General features: G+C 59.3%; 14 protein-coding genes, 2 pseudogenes and 1 other annotated feature. Of the genes and pseudogenes, 9 read left to right on the top strand and 7 right to left on the bottom strand.

The window, feature by feature from the left end; all coding sequences use genetic code 11:
* Nucleotides 1-101: 101 nt before the first annotated feature.
* Genes LI72_RS18035 through LI72_RS18005 form a run of 9 tightly spaced genes read left to right on the top strand, consistent with a single transcriptional unit; the run spans nucleotide 102 to nucleotide 7858 of the window.
* Nucleotides 102-584, top strand: coding sequence for a DUF4402 domain-containing protein (locus LI72_RS18035; RefSeq protein WP_197051968.1), 483 nt, complete (start codon nucleotides 102-104; stop codon nucleotides 582-584).
* The gene (locus tag LI72_RS18030) at nucleotides 577-1218 is read left to right on the top strand and encodes a hypothetical protein (protein WP_156139710.1); all 642 of its coding nucleotides are present in this window, start codon (nucleotides 577-579) and stop codon (nucleotides 1216-1218) included. The genes LI72_RS18035 and LI72_RS18030 overlap by 8 nt, the downstream gene beginning before the upstream one ends.
* Nucleotides 1215-1862 (top strand): hypothetical protein, encoded by a 648-nt coding sequence (locus LI72_RS18025; RefSeq protein WP_033927366.1) that lies wholly within the window; start codon nucleotides 1215-1217, stop codon nucleotides 1860-1862. The genes LI72_RS18030 and LI72_RS18025 overlap by 4 nt, the downstream gene beginning before the upstream one ends.
* Before the next feature lies 1 nt (nucleotide 1863).
* The gene (locus LI72_RS20165; RefSeq protein WP_156139709.1) at nucleotides 1864-2526 is read left to right on the top strand and encodes a hypothetical protein; all 663 of its coding nucleotides are present in this window, start codon (nucleotides 1864-1866) and stop codon (nucleotides 2524-2526) included.
* A 44-nt stretch (nucleotides 2527-2570) separates the two neighbouring features.
* A complete protein-coding gene (locus LI72_RS20160) occupies nucleotides 2571-3206 on the top strand; it encodes a hypothetical protein (RefSeq protein ID WP_156139708.1) in 636 nt (211 codons plus the stop codon).
* A 59-nt stretch (nucleotides 3207-3265) separates the two neighbouring features.
* Entirely contained in the window at nucleotides 3266-3793 is a 528-nt protein-coding gene (locus LI72_RS18020; RefSeq protein WP_197051967.1) for a DUF4402 domain-containing protein, read from the top strand.
* Nucleotides 3778-4371, top strand: coding sequence for a hypothetical protein (locus LI72_RS18015; protein WP_156139706.1), 594 nt, complete (start codon nucleotides 3778-3780; stop codon nucleotides 4369-4371). The genes LI72_RS18020 and LI72_RS18015 overlap by 16 nt, the downstream gene beginning before the upstream one ends.
* A complete protein-coding gene (locus LI72_RS18010) occupies nucleotides 4362-5219 on the top strand; it encodes a hypothetical protein (protein ID WP_033927363.1) in 858 nt (285 codons plus the stop codon). Before LI72_RS18015 ends, LI72_RS18010 begins: the two co-directional genes overlap by 10 nt.
* A gap of 35 nt (nucleotides 5220-5254) precedes the next feature.
* Entirely contained in the window at nucleotides 5255-7858 is a 2604-nt protein-coding gene (locus LI72_RS18005; protein ID WP_156139705.1) for a carboxypeptidase-like regulatory domain-containing protein, read from the top strand.
* A 392-nt stretch (nucleotides 7859-8250) separates the two neighbouring features.
* Here LI72_RS18005 and LI72_RS18000 read toward each other — a convergent pair whose 3' ends face one another.
* The 7 genes and pseudogenes from LI72_RS18000 to LI72_RS20385 all read right to left on the bottom strand — a co-directional run bounded on the left by LI72_RS18000 (nucleotide 8251) and on the right by LI72_RS20385 (nucleotide 16054).
* A complete protein-coding gene (locus tag LI72_RS18000) occupies nucleotides 8251-10146 on the bottom strand; it encodes a PAN domain-containing protein (protein WP_197051966.1) in 1896 nt (631 codons plus the stop codon).
* Nucleotides 10147-10510: 364 nt separating this feature from the next.
* A pseudogene (locus tag LI72_RS20565) lies at nucleotides 10511-10953 on the bottom strand (IS3 family transposase); the annotation flags it as partial.
* Nucleotides 10670-10786: a sequence feature (AL1L pseudoknot), on the bottom strand. It overlaps the preceding pseudogene by 117 nt.
* Nucleotides 10928-11926 carry a helix-turn-helix domain-containing protein gene (locus tag LI72_RS17990; RefSeq protein ID WP_033927360.1) on the bottom strand — a complete coding sequence of 333 codons (999 nt, stop codon included), beginning with the start codon at nucleotides 11924-11926 and terminating at the stop codon, nucleotides 10928-10930. The pseudogene LI72_RS20565 and the gene LI72_RS17990, both read right to left, overlap by 26 nt.
* Nucleotides 11923-12807, bottom strand: coding sequence for a HipA domain-containing protein (locus LI72_RS17985; RefSeq protein ID WP_052130261.1), 885 nt, complete (start codon nucleotides 12805-12807; stop codon nucleotides 11923-11925). Before LI72_RS17985 ends, LI72_RS17990 begins: the two co-directional genes overlap by 4 nt.
* 3 nt (nucleotides 12808-12810) lie before the next feature.
* Nucleotides 12811-13077: pseudogene (locus tag LI72_RS20740) on the bottom strand (HipA N-terminal domain-containing protein); the annotation flags it as partial.
* A gap of 782 nt (nucleotides 13078-13859) precedes the next feature.
* Nucleotides 13860-15059 (bottom strand): aminotransferase class I/II-fold pyridoxal phosphate-dependent enzyme, encoded by a 1200-nt coding sequence (locus tag LI72_RS17980; protein ID WP_052130271.1) that lies wholly within the window; start codon nucleotides 15057-15059, stop codon nucleotides 13860-13862.
* A 164-nt stretch (nucleotides 15060-15223) separates the two neighbouring features.
* On the bottom strand, nucleotides 15224-16054 hold the full coding sequence (locus LI72_RS20385) for a CHAT domain-containing protein (protein ID WP_033927359.1): 831 nt from the start codon (nucleotides 16052-16054) through the stop codon (nucleotides 15224-15226).
* Between the last annotated feature and the right edge of the window lie 1279 nt (nucleotides 16055-17333).

The raw sequence follows: 17333 nt of genomic DNA, 5'->3' as shown, positions 1-17333 counted from the left end.
GCGTCCGCTAAACGAGTCGCCATGCGTGCACTCCAGGGGGAGTGAGCGCATGGGGGCCTGCTGTGTTGTCCTTTTCGCGTCTGACCCTGTTGTTCGGCCTGATGGCGTCGCCTGTCCTTGCTCAGGAAACAACTATCGATGCCGATGCAACGCTTGTCACGCCAATGGTGATCGTGGCGAGCGAGGGTATGCGCTTTGGCACCATCGCGGTCAGCAATGGCGGTGAGTGCATCTATGAAATCGCTCCGGACGGCACTGCGTCGAAACAGGGCGAAAATCGCTGCGCCTTTCTCTCCGGATTTCCGACAGCCGCGACGTTCGAGATTGATTGCGGCGCAGGCGCGCTGGTGCGGATGGAGCTGATCCACGCCAATCTGGCACCGACCGGCGCTGTCTTTTCGGCCACGGCACTGCCCATGACGGTCGATGGCGCGAATGCGGGCTCTGCGATGCAAATCCTGCCCTGCGACGGTGATGGTCGCACTGTGGTGCGCGCCGGGGGGCGTCTGGTCACCACGCCAGAAGCAAGTGCCGGATTTACCGGGCGTGTTGGTACCATCAGGCTGGAGGTTGTCTATGATTGAAATCCATCGCTGCCTCGCGATCGGAACTGCAACACTGGCCTTTGCAGTGGCGAGTACCCCTGCGACCGCTCAAATCCGCGCAACAGAAACTGTACCTGTTATCGTGGTGCTGGAGGTCGCTGCCGATCCTCCGCTGAACATGCAGGTGGTCAAGCCAATCTCCTTTGGTCGGGTGACGATCCCCAACAAGGCAAAGCCGGATACGGTTTGCTCATACCAGCTGGGAACATCCGCATCCGCAGCCATGGAAACCAGCGACCAATATGCCCCGACGACCATAACGGGGCGCACGCCCAATGGCTGCCAGGCGCTCGCTGCCAGCCACAGTCCCGGCAATATTCAAGTGCGCTGCGATCCCGGACGGCAGATGTCGATTGCAGTCGGAGTGGCATCAACCAAGATTGCCAACCTGACGTATGTCGATACGGGCCCTGTCGCGCTTTCCGGTGCTGATCCGACGATCCAGTTTGTGAAGAACCACACGACAACCTGCAAGCCGGGCAAAACGGGCCAGGCAGCAGAAGCTATGGAGCTCTCCATCGGTGGCACGCTGGCTGTCAGGCGCGATGATGCTCTGCCGGTCGGCAAGGTTCTGGAAGTGGCGCGGATCACCGTCAGCCTGGCGTATCCATGATGCGCCGGTCCGTCCTCTTGATCGCCACTGTGGCAAGCTGCATCTGGCCGGGGCAAGCGTTCGCTCAGCCCGCCACCACGTCAATCGACGCCACCGCCACATTGAAGGATGCGCCGGCGGTTCCGCTGGCGTTCAGGGTGGTGCAGCCTCTGCAGTTCGGCACGGTCGTCATCCCCAGCAAGCTGCGCGCGAATACCGTGTGCGAATACCGGTTGCAGGCCGTGGCCAGTGGAACAACCGGAACGCTGGCAAGCGTCACAGAGAAGGATGCCAATGGTGCGAGCGTGCCTGTTGTGTCGGGTTGCGCGTTCGAGGGAACGCAGCGCACTGCACAGGTCGAACTGACCTGCCAGACCGCAAGGCCCGTGACCTTGCAGGTGGCCTATCAGACTGCGTCGCTATCCGGATCGACGTTCGCGCAAGACATTACTGGCGGTGCGGGGCTGTATCTGCCCGCGCTCGGCGCAGGCGAACAATCTTCAGGGGTCATCCCCCTGTCTGGCAACATACCTTGCCAGCCCGCCAATGCCAGCACCACAGTGGTCCTGCTGCTCGCCGGCCGGCTGAGCCTGATCAACACCGATACCCTGACCCGCGGATCGAGCCTGAACGTGGGCACGATCACCATAGAAGCGAGCTATTAAGATGACAAACACCCGCACTCGCCACTGCCTCAGGCTAAGCTCGATTGGCCTGCTATTGCTGGCACCGCTTCCGGCAATCGCCCAATCGTCTAGCACTTCCAGAATTGATGCGGCAGCCAGTTTCGAAGATGCAGCGCTTCCTCCGATCGATCTCAAGATCGAACGCGAACTTTCCTTTGGCCGGGTCACAATTCCAAACAATCTCGATCCCAATACGACGTGCATTTATCGGGTTACACCAAGAGGATTGGTTCCAGGTGGACGTGTCATAACCGAGATCAATTCGACATCAAATAACGACCCGACCGGCAAAGGCGGGTGCAGATTCGTAACGCCTGCAACCGCAGCTTCAGTTCAAATCACCTGTCAGCCATCGCTCATTGTCAAATATCAAATTGCAATCACAAATGCAGGACTATCGGGCGCTGAATTTTTACGAGCTAGCTCAGGTATCTCTTTCACTTCAAACCTGACCAATGAAAATTCGATAGAGCTTGGCGGCTCAGGCAGTTCCAACGGGACTTTTGTTTGCGCACTTGACCCTGAAAAAGGGCACAGCATCATTGAATTTGGTGGCCTATTGCGTGTGACCAACAATGGCGAAAAATTGCCGCGTGGGTCTAATGTCAAGGTTGGAACAATTCAATTTGACGTTACCTATTAATTGAATTTTTGACAACGTATAGTGCGTCCCTTAGGAATAATGCCATGCTAAAGTTTTTTTCAGCATTATTATTGATTTATCCTATATTAAGCGTTGATGCACATGCACAAATCAGCGCTAGGGCCAATGTCAACATAGGCGTCGTGCTGGAAGATGCACCGCCGCCGCCTCTAGAACTAACTGTTGAGCGGCCTCTTTCATTCGGAAGAGTAAACATACCAAATCAAATAGAGGTCGGAACAACATGTTTCTATGTAATTACACCTCAAGGGGCACCTAATCCGGGAATGAGAGTATCTCAAATTCGACCTAATGGAACCTCTGGCGTTGGGGGCGGCTGCGGTGTTGTATCGCCTCACTCAACTGGATTAGTCAGACTTAGATGCGAAAACGGTCGATCTATAAATTATCGGATAAGTATTAGAAGAGATTCAACACCATTTATTAATCACGTATCAGTATCGTTAGCTACTTCTATCACCAATTATCCTTCTCAAAGATTGATCGGTGATGCAATAGTTATTCAGTCAACTGGGACAATTAATTGCAGGAACGATCCTGACCTAGGATCGAATTTGTTTGAGCTTGGCGCAGTTTTATCTGTAGATAATCTAAACAATGATGCACCCCGTAGAACCGCCCTAGTGATCGGAACGTACTCTATTGAAGTTAATTACTAATGGCTTACTTCAGGCATGTCGCATCAGCAATGCTATTCGCATCAATCTCCCACCCAGCCTTGGCGCAATCCGAGCGGGAATCTGTCACAATCGATGCCCTGGCAACAATTGATGCGCCAGCGCCGGTGCTGTCGATCTCGTCATCGTCGAACCTGTCGTTTGGCAAGGTGAGCCTGCCCGGAACCGGCATCGGCTATTGCCGCTATCGCATTGGGCCCTTGGGCGAGATGAGTTCTGTCACAGATGGTCAGCCATCGAGCGGAACGACGTGCGCGTTTCAGGATAGCGGACAGGCTGCCGGACGGGTCGCGATCCAGTGCCAGGCGGGAGAGACGGTGAGTTTCTCCTACGAAATCTCATCGCCGCTTCAGAACCAACAGATTGGCTTTCAGATTACGTCTGCCGATATCGGGTTTCGTGAGGCTGAGCCGGCGGCGCCCAGTTCCTTATGCTCAGGCGGCTCTGCCCTGCTCGATGTCGGCGGCGAGTTGACGATCAGTTCCGGCGCGGTGGCGCAGGACAATGCAGTCGTTGGGCGGGTCACGCTCGACGTCTTCTATGGCTCTCCGCAATGCAATTGCGATTAATTTCCTCTGTCCTGGCGGCCTTGTTGCTCCCCTGTCAAGCACAGGCGCAAACCAGCGATAGTGCCGTCGTCGATGCGACTGCCACGTTGGCTGCCCCCCCGCCGGTGCTGTCGATTCAGAGCATCTCGAACCTGCAATTTGGCCCGGTAGCGGCACCGGGGAACACCGGTGCCACCAGCTGCGATTACCACGTCCGATTTGACGGCGAACGAGCAGTTACCTCCGTCGCAACTCTCGCATCAACGTACGTTTGCCAGTTTCATGGCACAAGTAGCCGGGCCGTTGTGGAGATTGGCTGTGAAGCTGGAAACACCGTGAGGTATGACTTTTTCGGCGGCGACAGTCCCTTGGCAGCCGAAGGCGTCTTCTTCCGGGCGGAGCCAGAGGATTTCGGCTTCCTGAACGCAGCCACTGGCTCGCCGGAACAGCAGGCAGTCTGCTCGCAGGACAATACCGTTTCATTTGTGAGCGGGGGTCGGCTGCTCATCGATACCAGCGCCAGTTTTGACCAGACCGAACTGGTCGTGGGCCGCTTGAGGTTCGATTTTCTTTACGAGGCATCATGCATATGCGGTTGATCATTCTCGCGCCGGCGCTTTTGGTGGCTGGCAGCCTCAACGCACAGGACACTGCACCTGTCGAAACCAAGCCTGAGAGCTTCGAGGGGGTTCCAGCCGATGCGGGTCAGCCGTTCGGTGGCATGGCCATCTCGCCTACCCGCGTTGTCGTTGAAGGCAGCCGCGGCGGTCAGGTGATGATCTATAACAGCAGCACTGAAACCGTGAGCTACCGTATCGAGGCGGTTGACCTTTCGATTGATGAGAACGGCCAGCACACTCCGGCGGAAGGCGATGTCCCGGCCTGGTCGGCACTGCCGCACATCCGCTATGCACCGCGGCAGGTGACGCTCGCACCGGGCCAGCGTCAGGCGATCAAGATTATCGCACGCCCAGCGCAAGGCACGCCCGCTGGAGAACTGCGCAGCCATATGCGGTTTTCGTCCATCCCGCTGGTTGCACCTGTGGACGACACGCCGGCGCCTGAGGATGAAAATGGCAACCGCACCGTCGAAGTAAGCGTCGGCATGGATTTTCGCGTGACCATTCCGGTTCTTCTTCGCATCGGCGATACCACCGGAGGCGCGGCGATCGAAAAGGTTATTCTGAACGCGGATGCCACCAATCGCACAGCGCAGGTGACGATCGCGCGAACAGGCACCCGGTCAGACTATGGCACAATACGGCTGCTTGCTGCCGATGGCAGCGTTGTCGGACTGTTGCGCGGAGTGTCTGTTCCCCCGCCGCTGGCACGGCGCAACTTTCCGGTTCAGATCACTGGCAAGATGCAACCCGTCAAGGCCGTCTATGTTGAAGAGCTGCCCGGCCTGCGCGATGGCGACGTAATCGCTGAACGCGCCATTGACTGATGCGGTGCGCGGCGTGGCTGGGCCCGCTTCTGCTTTTGGCCAGCCCGGTCCACGGGCAATGGCAAGCAGCGCCAGACGCAGGTGACGCTGACCTCAGGATCGTCGAGTTGCTGTTGCGGGAAAGGGCAACGATCGCGCCGGATATCCTGGCCTGGCAGACATCAGACGGCACGGTCTACATGCCTTATGCCGAGACCATGGATCTTATCGGCTTCCGTATTGAAGTCGATGCCACCGGGGCCAATGGCTGGTTCCTGCGGGAAACCCAGACGTTCAAACTCGATATCGTCGCCGGGACGGTTCAGGTTGCCGACCGCATCCAGCCATTGCAGCCCGGAGACATAAGACAGATCGACGGCATAGCCCATGTTTCAGGAACAGCGCTCAACCGCTGGTTTGCACTTGGCATGACCTTTCTTCCTGACCGGCAGGTCATCACTCTGGCGCCGCCATACCTTCTGCCTTCGGAAGAGCGGCTTCGGCGGGGCAGTGCTCGAACATCCAGTGGTCAGGAGGATTACAGTGACCTTCCCCGGCTGGCGAAAGGCCCTGGCCTGATTTCCTGGCCCTATCTCACCGCCAATCTCTCTTTGCTGACGCAGACCCAGCAAGGCAGCTCGCTTGCTGGCCAGGCCAATGTGTTCGCGCAGGCTGATTTGCTCGGCACAAGTGCGCAGGCAGCCATATCCTATAGCCGGCCCGGCAGAGCTGATGCCCGGCTGACCCTGGCCCGGCTGGATCCCGAAGGGCGGTTGTTCGGGCCACTTGGTGCCAGCTTTATCGAAGCGGGCGATATCAACCTGCAGGCAGCCCCCCTGTTGTTGCGCAATGCCAGCGGGATCGGCATGCAGATCGGCCGAGGTCGCCTCAATGCCGCCGGGCGGTTTGACCAGACCGACCTGGTCGGAGATGCACCTCCCGGTTGGCAGGCAGAGCTTTACCGCGACAACGAACTGCTCAATTTCCAGACGATCGGCAGCGATGGTCGGTTTGTGTTTCAGGCCGTCCCGTTGCTGTTTGGCGGCAATCGCTTCCGGATCGTGCTCTATGGACCATCGGGCGAACGGGAAACGGTGCTGCGGACCATCGATATTTCGTCCGACCTGATTCCGCCGGGCACGCTCACTTACTCTGTGGCTGCGATCAAGCAGGGGCGCTCCCTGTTCCGTGGCTCTTTGCTCAATATCAATTCCCGGCGGGCAATCGACAACGGTCTTGGCGATGGTGCGGTACAGTTCAACCCTACTGGCCTCCATGCCCAGGCGTTGGTGGGATATGGCCTGACCCGGAGCCTTTCGATCAGTGCCAATGTTGCGAGACGCGAAGAAGATTTCGTGGTCAAGGCAACGTATCTGGGAGGCGGGTTTGGATGGAGGCTGGGCGGCAGTGCGCTGGTGAGCGGCAATGTCCTGCATCAGATCAACGGGGGCACGGCGGGAAACATCGGCATTCTGGCGGGCTGGAAGGGGATAAACGTTTCTCTGGATCGCACCCAATACAGCAGCAATTTTGTCAGCGATGAAAACCGCAATAGCCCCGGGGTCAGTCTGAAAAGCCGCGACAATCTGAGCCTGGACAGTCAAATCGCAGGAATTTCGTGGAACCTGTCCGGCAGCCAAACAAGCCGCTCGGATGGAGCCAAGGATCGCTTCGCATCCTTTCGAGCAAGCAGCGTCTGGCAGGGGTTGTCGATTACACCGCGCCTGTCCTACCGCGACATCACGCTGGACGCACAGAGGCGAGACCGGCGTGTGGATGCCGGTATTGCTGCGGCAGGCACTATCGGGCCATTTCGGCTGCGGGCGTTGATCGATGTCGATTTAGCACCTCAAGTGCAGATGCGGACGGCGGGTGGCGAAGTCGCACTCAGGCTCACGGATTGGTTCCTGGCGGCAGATTTCAATCGTGACTTTCGGCAGTCCTCAAATCGCTATGGATTATCTGCCAATCGTGACTGGAATGGCTTGCGGCTGGGCGTGGAGGGCCGGTTCGATGACACCAACAAGGCGTTCTCGGCACTTTTGACGCTGTCGTTTGCGATTGATCGAGCCCCGATGGGCGGCGGGGTCCGTCTGGGCAGAAATGCGCGGCGCAATGGCGGTACAGTCATTGCCAGGGTGTTTGAAGATCGTGATGGCGACGGTCGCATGGGGGCGGACGAGAGTATTCTCGAAGGCGCCGAAGTCTCCAGCTTCCCAAGGGGAAGCTCGCAGGTTGAACACGGGGCCACTCTCATAGAGAACTTGCCAATGGATCGCGAAGTAGCGCTTGTTCCCGATCTTTCTGCAGTCGAAGACCCCGACATTTCTCCCAGCGTCGCTGGTGTTCGTGTCGTACCTCGGGCCGGAGGAGTATTGCGTGTCGATCTTCCGGTCGTGGCGACCGGTGAGCTGGAGCTTCTGGTTCGAGACAGCCAGGGCAACTCAATGCCAGGTATCGTGATCACACTGGTTCACGCAGATTTTGCGTCAGAATATCGGATCAGGACAGCCTTTGACGGCAAGGCCATATCTGACAAGCTGCCACCCGGTCGTTACATGGTCCGCTTCGGAGAGATCAACGCAGCCGAGGTGATTGTTGCCGCGCGAGAGTTTAGGCAGGTAGAGTTAACCCTGCCCGCAGACGACAGCCAAAAATGAATTCCAATTTGCGGCGACATTGGCCCGCGAGACTGACTTAGTTTGACGTGGCAAGCTTCAATGTCGGTAGGTTGTCAGTGGGCAAGGCCGCAGACCCATCTGAGACAGTGTCAGGTTTCCCTCGGTTGCTTGCCAGAACCCAGCATTCTGCTTCGTGTCGTACGTTGGGGGCCTTCCGAAGGCCAGCGAATGACCGGTATGTCTGAACCCCGCCATTCTCAGATTGGCCCGGGACCGTCCGCTTCCTTGCACGATGTGGCTCGCCTCCAGCAGCACCCGACCATGATCGGCCGATCAGTTTCAACTACGTTACCGTCTGGTCCCGCCAAAAGGAGTCGGACCTGCCGCCAGTTGGGTAAGGAGAACCATCGCGAACTCGCCACGAGACGCCGTCAGCATCCGCCGTACAGCCTGCACATCTCCGCCTCCTTCTGATGATAGGCTGCCTTCTGGGCATTGGACGCCGAAGGAGCCAGGTCGAAATCGAACATCGAGAAATTGTTGCCGCGGGTTGGACGGGCCGGAAGATCGCGGGTGTTGGTGATCGTGCTGTAGTTGCGTGCCAGATGAAGACCGCGCCTGCGGTACTCGCTGTCGACGATCGCGCGCGCCCCAGGGCTCATGCGGTCGCGCCACCCGGGCATGATCAGAATGTCGAACGTAAAGTTGTCGAGCTGTGCCACCGCGCTGCCAGCGCCGGTCAGCGCCCTGTCGACAAGTTCTGGACTGCCGTATTCCCGGATCGCGACAGCCACAGCATCAATGGCCTGGCCTGATGCCAGCAGCGCATTGATCCGGGCTTCCCGTTCGCGCTCACGTTCCGCCAGGGCTTTCTCCTGGTCCTGCCACTGCTCGTATTTGGGAAGGAAAGAGGCAAACTCCTTTTCAGCCCGGCACGACTCGGCAATCTCGCCCAGGCAGGCCTTGCCTAGCCAGGCGAGCGCAGCTCGATAATCCTTGCGGTCGATCGATAGCTGGGCGGCCCAGCTACAGCTCCAGGCAGACCCGCTGTTGCACAGGTCCTCGAACCGTTCGCGGGTGCCAGGCTGGTTCGCCTGCGGATCGTCCATCCGGAGCAGATCGACGCAGGCGTCAAAGTAATTGCCCTTTTTGGCCAGATCGCAGCCGCGGGCAAACAGCCGGCGAGCCAATGGGGGGTTGGCGGGCAACTCTTTGCCGGTATTCAGCCGAACGCCTGCTGAATGGCAGCTCAGTGCATCCCCCAAGTCGCACCCTCGTGCCAGCAGGGTCATGGTCTTCTGGATATCGGTCTGATCGAGCGCCGCCACCGCACAATCTAGCGCAGACCCGTTCTGGCACGCGCGGAGCTCATAGGCTTGGCGCTTGGCGATATCGGGCGCGATGCCCTTCTGGTCCTTTGTGTAGATGCGGCCCAGCACGGAGCAGGCGCGCCAGGATCCCGCGTCGCATCCGGTATCCAGCATCGCCATGGCTTCGGGCACGTTCTCGGTGACGCCGAAGCGGCCATTCCAGATCAGTATCCCGCCATTTTCGCAGGCGACATCGATCTTCGCGGCGCAGCCCTTGCGGAACATTTGGACAGCGCGTGGCATGTCAATCTCTGTCCGGATACCCAGCCGCAGCCGCTCGCCGAAATTGGTACAGGCTTCCGCATCGCCCGCCGCGCATTGCGCCTCCCAGCGTTCCCAGCCCGGTGGCATGCTCTGATCGACCGCTTTTTGCGGCCGATCGACCTGGCTTGCCGCGATTGGCTGCGCTGCCGCAGGCGGCGGCGACTGCGCCAGCACCGCAGCTTGCGACTTGCGCCCCGACACGGTGTCCAGTGCGGGCTTCAGCGGCCCGATCTCGTTCTTGAGCCAGCAGCCGGATTGCGCGCCGCCCATCGGGGTGTAGAGGCTCCATGCCTTGCAACTCCTGTCCTCGTCGCAGGCCTTTGCGCAGGTTCGCCAATCGTTCGGTTGCGTCGTAAAGTCCCGGGAGTCGTTGCCTTCATATCCAAAGCCCTGCTCCGGCGCGCCGGCTGCCATCTCAACCGATGCCGTGCGCATACCACTGTCAATCGTCGCCCAGGCCACGAAAGGGCCGGTCGTATGTTTGAGATAACACAGAGAGTCGGACTCCCCGGGGTTCGACATCAGCGACCAGACCTTGCAGGCACCATTGCGGTTGCAGATTTGCTGGCACTGTTTCCAGTCACCGCGCGGCACCCTTGGGCTTGCATAGTCGTATCCGTGCACAACCTGCTGCGGATAGGGAGGCCCCTCGTCCGGTCCCGTCGCTCCGATGCAGCAAAAGATGCTGATCAAACCGACCGTAAGGATAGTCCACAAGTCTCGAGTGCGTTGCATCATCGTACACGGCTCCGGGGCAGCATGGCTGCGGCTATTGTTCAGCTCAAATGCGACAGCATTGGCTAGCCAGTTTGGGTTGTTGCGCTGACACAGTTTTATGGAGAGGGACCGTGGTAGGACACCCCTTTTGGGGGGGCATTGCGAGAGTACTGAATTGAGCGGCACAGCTAATAGCTCAGCATAAATATAGCGGAACTGAAAGCGCTTCGACAGCCGGCGATCCACACCCGGTCGCTCAGACAGCAAGCATCAAATATCTGCTTTGAGCCGTAAGCTGTCAATCGTTGCGGGCAAAGCAGTAGATCAGTAGCGCGTCCCGTTCGCGGTTCATCTGCCGCCAGACTTTACGCACGCCGTAAACACCAAAGTTCTCGGCAAAGACACGCAGCACTTCGGGCTTCAGATCCCGATCTCGCCGAGCACGATCCGATAGCCTTGCTGGATCTCGTCGCTGAGCGACACGCTCGTGATAGGTGGATCGGGCGATCGGCAGAACCCGGCAGATCGGCTCGACCCCATAAACCTCACGATGCTCGTCAATGAAGGCAGTCATCTCCGAAACGGGTGGTCGAGCTCCGCCTGGGCAAAATATGCCGACGCCTTGCGCAAAATCTCGTTGGCCTGGCGTAACTCACGGTTCTCGCACTCGAGCGCCTTTAGGCGATCAGCCATCTCGGTCGGCACACCGGGGCGGTTCACTGCGACAAGTTCTTTGGAGACCCAGAACGGTCCCCTCTCACCCTCCGTGAGCGCCGAAACCAGGCTGCCGCTTCAGTTCGGACAACTGGTCCGCTACCAATGCGATCGACGGTCGGTAACCATCGAAGCGTTCGTAGAGCGGTTCGACGAAATTATGGATGACATCCTCGAGATTGCGCTCAAGGTCGGATACTTGCGCTACTGTCGAGAGTTCGACCTTAGGCGAGCGTGCGCGCAACCGATGGTCGAGAACGTCGCGCAGCAGAGGCCTTGCCCAGGTAATCAATGCGCGGCCCTCGAGTCCTGTATAGCGAGCGACGAAACGGATTCCGGTCGTGTCGCTGGCACCCAGCAAGCGGGCGAAATTTAATGCATGCAGAAAGAACTCGGCAGTGCGCCAGATAGGCAAGGTGAGGTCGAAGATCGTACCCGGCTCGAGGTTGTCTGGACCGTCCTCCTGATAGCCGCGCTGGAGATAGGCGAATGGATCGCGCGTGACGCGCCAGAAATCGCTATGCGCCGCATCGCGAAAATGCCGGTCGACGTCAGGCCGACCCAACCAGCATTCGAGTGCACCGTCCTCGATGACGGGCCGTAGGTCCGGCCGGGTCGGAACCCAGAACGGGGCCCATCTGGAACTCTTGGGTATGTCGGTCAGAAGCTCTCGAAGCTGGCTTGGCGCAGGAACGTCCTCGAGGCCGAGTATGGCGTAGGTCTGTTCGCTGTGCCCGAGCGGTTGGCGCGAGGGGTGATCGGAGGGCAGTGGTGCGACTAGGCCCTCCCATCGGCGACGCGAGTTGTACAGGAAGCTCTCGAAGCTGTCCTCGTCGGCGGGTCTCACGAAAAGGTCCAGCGCTTCAAGGATCGCGATTACGCGTTCGAAGCGCAAGTTGATCTGGCCCTGCTCGAACGCATTGACTGTCGGCAGGCTCACGCCAGCCAGCGCGGCAAGGCTTCGCTGGCTGAGACCTTCTTCCTTGCGGCGGCGAATGGCTTCGTCGACCGTCGCGCGCCAATCGATCGGCCAGTCGGTCATGTGAAGATCCTTTGCGCATGGCCATGGATGACGTTCCGATAGGTTTCGCGAAAATCATCGGGCTGAATCTTGTCCCCGAACGCGAGCGTGCGCGCAGTCGCAAACCCCTTGCCGAGCGCGGCAAGGGAGCGCTCGACGGCTGCGCGGGGCAAGCCGATATCGAGACCGAATTGGTTGACGATCCTGCGGTCGATCGTATCGAACTCGCGTTTGCGTCCGCCGATCGAAAGCGCGGTAATCCTGTCGTAGACGGGGTAGGCGAGCGTGTTAATGAGATCGTAGGCGGGCGAGAGCCGCAGGCCTTCGGGCCGTTCGAGCAGCGAGAAGTTCTTCAGGTGCGCGTCAGCGTTGCCTAGGACCAGATTGAAGACGACAAGACGGAAGAATCGGTCGAGGTCGACCCGTCCGCGCGCGGAAAAGCGGGTCACAATTTCGGCCGCCTCCTCGTAGCTCCCGTCATACTTGCCTTCGAAGGTTCGCCCTCGTGGCCGGCTGAGGATTTGCGCGAAATCTTCCAGGCGCAGCCGCTCCTCGCCATGGCGGTCAAAGCGTTCGACCAGAAGCGCGATCCCGTCGATATCGGGCAGCTTTGCGAGCTGCGCGCGCGTCACATCGGCTTCGCCGAGAAGCTCGCGGGCCAGGCTGAGCGAAAGATGTTCGTTCTGGACGATCGTGGGAAGATCCTCGCGGTTGAATTTGGCGATGTGCGTGGCCGGGTCTGAGGCCTTCATGGCCGGTCGGAAGCCATCGTCGGCGCGAAAGGCGAGCAGCTTCTTCTGCACCCCCGACAAGGTGCGCCCGGCGGTGGTCGCCGCCTCGTCAACGAGGTCGTCCTCGATCGGATGGACCGGCGCCTCGCCGTCTGTTGGAATAAGTCCCACTGCTCCGATACAGTTTGCTCCATAGTGCAGCAGCAGTCCGAAATCATCCTGGTTCGCCGTGCCGCCGGCGCGCGCCTGACGCCCACGCAGCCAGCCTTCCGGAGCGAGATGTTCGAAAAAGGGTATCAGGCCGCCGCACCAGTAATGGTCCCGTGTCTCTGCAGGAAGCGCGCAGGCGATCGTCTCGCGACAGCCCTCGTCATAGACGAAGCGGGTGTCCGAACCTAGTTCGCTGAGCCGACCGACAGGTCGGCGTTTGAACGTGACAATGGCGTGGCGGTCGGCGATGGTGATCCTCGATCAAGCTAATGAGGCAAAAAGCCTTATCATCATAAAAATGATCAAGCAACATTGAACATTTGCGAAATTGCTTTGGAAATATCCGACATCTCTGATCGACTGTCTTACTTGGACACAGGATCAATCTTCCCTACCGGTGAAAGGACGCAGGCATAAGAAAAATAGCCAATTTGAAACATATATGCGCTCGTCATGGGCATGGCAGTACCTTCTTGAACAAAGACCGAAAGCGGTCTGGCGTCATGAAACGTCGAGATGCCGCAAGTCCGCAATTTCTGAAACCTTAGTCCCGGGCGATCTTATGGCCCGTCACCGCTCGGCCCACTCCGCCGCCCAGACGGAGCAGTCCAATGACCCCGTCTAGATTGCTCATCGATCAGATTGGCGTGTTGGTCACGATCGTCCTCGCGGGGGTATGGGTGCACTCAGCGAGAATGAGCGAACGGCAAGTTCAAATGGTCTCATTTATGTAAGCTCATGGCAGCGTTGCCACCGCCATTTGACAAGGGCATCGGGTCGAACGGATGGCGGCTTCGCTCATCGACGCGCCTTCAACCGGACGGTCGGCAAGGACCCAGGTTCGGTCGTACAGTTCAGCGACCATGGTGGCCCACTCCTGACAAAAAGCTGCCGCTAGTACACCGCGAACCAGTCCGTAAGTACAGCTCCCTGTTTTCGGTCCATTAGGATCGTTACCGCGTCACCTGATAGCAGGCAAAGTGGCTTGAACCCTGACGTTCCTCCAGATTTGATTAGGTCCTGTGGCCCGCCCTATCCCAATCCTTAGGCTCGACGACAACCCCTTTGGGAGTTGTACCAAAAACCGGCTTCGCAGCAAACCATGGTCTGATACGCCGGACCGCTTCTACGATCAGATCGTTGGAGACCGCGAAGCTGAAGCGGATGAATCCATTCCCATCGACTGGATCAAAGTCCAGCCCGGGAGCAACGGCGACCCCTGTATCGTGCAAAAGAGCCTCGCAAAACGATAGACTATCGTCTGTCAGGTGGCCGACATCGGCATAGATGTAGAAAGCTCCATCGGGCGGTGCGATCCGCCGAAGCCCCATTTGCGGGAGCGCTTGAAGCAGGTGATCGCGATTGCGTGCGTAGGTTTCAATATGGCCTTCCAGTTCGTCGCGGCAATCAAACGCGATGAGCCCCGCATGCTGAGCCAGCGAGGGGGGTGTCAGAAACAGATTGCCCATCCGCGCGCGGGCTGCGTCAACGAGATGATCGGGGACGACCAGCCATCCAAGGCGCCATCCGGCCATGCTGAAATATTTGGAGAAACTGTTGACGATCAGGGCGTCGGGCGCGTGCTGCAGCATCGAGTCTGCCGGAATGGTGTAGCTGAGACCATGGTAGATCTCGTCAGAGACAAGCGCGATCCCGCGCCGGCGGCATACCGCCGCTATGGCTGCAAGCTCATTGGGTGGAATGATCGTGCCTGTGGGATTGGCAGGGCTCGCGATGATCAAACCGTCGGGCGCCGGTTCCAGCCGCTCGATCGCGGCGGCCGTGATCTGGTACCGTTCCGCTTCGCCGCAGGGTAGTTCGACGGGTATCAGATGGAGCGCCTTGAGCGTATTGCGATAGGCAACATAGCCGGGGCGCGCAAGCGCCACCCTAGCGCCAGGCGAGAACAGACATGACAGCGCGAGGACGAAAGCCGGTGACGCACCGCAGGTGAGGATGACCCGTTCCGGATCGACGGCGACGCCATAGGTTTCGCCATAATGCGCTGCGATGCGGGCTTTCAGCTGCGGGCTTTCCCAATAGCCCATGCCATCGGCATCGAGAATGCGATGCGCTGCCTGAATCGCGGCTGCCGGAGCCCCTGTCGAGGGCTGACCGAACTCCATGTGAATCACTGACCGCCCTTCGGCCCCCATGCGATGCGCCGCACGGCTGATCGCGATGGCGTGAAAAGGGTCGATCTCAACGGGCATGATCAATTTGCTCCACATGTCATTCTCGATCCAATGCGCCTGCCTGATGCCGACGCCCCGGTCCAGTGCGCGTTAGCCAGGCAATGGCCCCGATACTGGCAGCGGCGCGATGCGCGGTCGGCACATTCTGGGCAAGCGGCCGTGCCTCCAACGATCGCTGGTTCCTAGCGGGCCGATCCGAACATCAGGAAAGAGGCCCAAAGAGCCGGGTCCGGATAGTCCTTCCTTGTGTCGACCATCGCAAGGCGCAGCGCCTCTGCGGGAGGATGCTTTGCGGCGTATATGATCAGCCGCGTCATCAGCAACCGTGTCGCCTCGTCATCCACATTCCAAAGGCTCATGATGACTCGCTGCGTTCCGGCCAGCTGGAAAGCCCGGGCCAGGCCGATCATGCCACCATCGTGGACCTGACCAAGCCCCGTCTGGCACGCGCTCAACACCGCCAGTTCGGCTGGCAGCTTGCTGGTCTGAATTTCCCGCGCAGTCCACCATCCAGACTCCAGGGTCGGCCCGGAAAGCATAAGGAAGCCGCCGTCCAGCGGGCGTGCCGGGTCGGAAGAACCATGGGCAGCGACGTAGATCACGCTGGCTTCCAGTGCCCGCTGGACCACCGCCGAGCGCAACGCTTTATCGCCCGACAGGCCTCTGCTGTTCAAGAGTTTCGCCACGTCCTTTGCTTCGGCCCGAGCACCCGGCAACGGCGGAATCACCCATTCGTCGCTCACTGGAAGGCTGGGGTCTCCAACCACCAGCGGCCGAGCAAAGGCTGCAGCGGCTGCCCATTTGCTGCCGCTGTTTTCAAACTCTGCCAGACTTGGCGCGATGGTAATCGACGTGCGATCGACCAAGGCATCGTTATTGCCGAACGGCTTCAGTGCCGGGAATGGTACGGTCCCGATCGAGCCTGCAGGTACAATGATGAGATGTTCAATGCCTGCCAGCTTTGAAGCAATGCTTGGCGGCAGCAGCATGCCGGTCAGATTGGTTTCGGCCATTCCGGGTGAGAGCAAGACGTCCGGAGGGGGCTGTACTGGCTCTGCCGATCGCCGCGCAGCACGGACCTGCTGCAGTTCTTCAACGCCATAGGCCCAGCGAAGCGCCTGGACCGATTTGAGCAGCGAACTTTCGTCTGTGGCAGATAGCGCTGATGCGACAAGCCCAGTTGGGTTAACTAGGCACATGGTGAGGCTGCCGTCGGCGCCACGGGTGTAGAACAGAAGTGCGGTTGACGGCGGCAACGCTCCAGCTTCGATTTGGCGTTGGAGCCGCTTTGCAAGCTGTCCGGTCGACGTCTGCTCCGCATTCCTAGCGGTGGCCGGCATTCCACGCGACGCACCTACTCTCGCCCTGGCGCGCTGTTGCTGCTGCGCGGCCGCGTCGCAATTGGCGGTGCGAGCGTTGAGCGGTGCCCCCGCGCCTACCATGGCCAGCGCAGTCAGTGGTAGCAGACACCTGAGAATTGCAGCACATCTGAACACGGAATGCATGATCGGCATCTCCCCCTTGCCCTTTTTTACTGGGCTAGCATTGCCATCGGGTCGCGTAAATCTGATCCGAAGGCGCAGCATGGGGGCAATGGCAAAGGTAACGTTGTCAACTACCGGGTGCCACTAGAAGGGCCCGTGCCCAGTTAACAGCAGCCGTTGAGCGTTAGCTGGAGGCGTCAGCAGGTGTCAGTCCGCAACCGACCCAGGGCCGGTCATTCACGATAAGCGGAATGAACGTCTGGTCCCGCCATAAGCTACCATGCGGCTTTCAGGATTGAGCCCCGATCATGCTTCCGGGATTGGGTAGCGGAAACCACAATTGTTGTGGCGAGCTTGCTGAAATGGCGCTGGCATAACCGTCGCGTCCAAGGGCGAGAAAGCGTATCGCCGCGGGATCTTGCCCGAGCAACGCCGGGAATTGATGAACGCATAGGCGGCTAATGTGGCCCCGCGTGAGATGACTAGAAACACGCAGGGCCTTCACAGCGGCAAACCTACGGAGAATGCCACCATGAATGCTCTACGCCTTAAAGGACCTCCACCGGGGAGGGAAGCCGCCACTAGGATCGCGGCGGCTTCCGATCCAGAGCCGGTCGCTCCTGCTCACCGTAGTGAATGTCCGGTACCACCAGAAGTTGCCGATACAGCGGTTCGAGACGCAAGGTCATGAACGCGTCCCATCAACGCCCATCGAAATGCAAGCTCGCTGATCTCCTGAGCAGCTATGATTGCACAGGTATGAGGATTTCACGAAAAGGTAGCGGACCGGTTTCTTAGAACATCTATT

Origin of the sequence: Sphingomonas sp. 35-24ZXX (assembly GCF_000786215.1) — a bacterium.
Taxonomy (GTDB): Bacteria; Pseudomonadota; Alphaproteobacteria; order Sphingomonadales; family Sphingomonadaceae; genus Blastomonas.
The sequence above is the reverse complement of the archived record's forward strand: the minus strand, read 5'-3'. Positions and strand labels throughout refer to the sequence as shown.

Excerpts from the sequence above, each read along its gene's own strand:
- LI72_RS18035 (WP_197051968.1), top strand. The coding sequence starts at position 102 with ATGGCGTCGCCTGTCCTTGCTCAGGAAACAACTATCGATGCCGATGCA.
- LI72_RS18030 (WP_156139710.1), top strand. The coding sequence starts at position 577 with ATGATTGAAATCCATCGCTGCCTCGCGATCGGAACTGCAACACTGGCC.
- LI72_RS18025 (WP_033927366.1), top strand. The coding sequence starts at position 1,215 with ATGATGCGCCGGTCCGTCCTCTTGATCGCCACTGTGGCAAGCTGCATC.
- LI72_RS20165 (WP_156139709.1), top strand. The coding sequence starts at position 1,864 with ATGACAAACACCCGCACTCGCCACTGCCTCAGGCTAAGCTCGATTGGC.
- LI72_RS20160 (WP_156139708.1), top strand. The coding sequence starts at position 2,571 with ATGCTAAAGTTTTTTTCAGCATTATTATTGATTTATCCTATATTAAGC.
- LI72_RS18015 (WP_156139706.1), top strand. The coding sequence starts at position 3,778 with ATGCAATTGCGATTAATTTCCTCTGTCCTGGCGGCCTTGTTGCTCCCC.
- LI72_RS18010 (WP_033927363.1), top strand. The coding sequence starts at position 4,362 with ATGCGGTTGATCATTCTCGCGCCGGCGCTTTTGGTGGCTGGCAGCCTC.
- LI72_RS17990 (WP_033927360.1), bottom strand. The coding sequence starts at position 11,926 with ATGACCGACTGGCCGATCGATTGGCGCGCGACGGTCGACGAAGCCATT.
- LI72_RS17980 (WP_052130271.1), bottom strand. The coding sequence starts at position 15,059 with ATGCCCGTTGAGATCGACCCTTTTCACGCCATCGCGATCAGCCGTGCG.
- LI72_RS20385 (WP_033927359.1), bottom strand. The coding sequence starts at position 16,054 with ATGGCCGAAACCAATCTGACCGGCATGCTGCTGCCGCCAAGCATTGCT.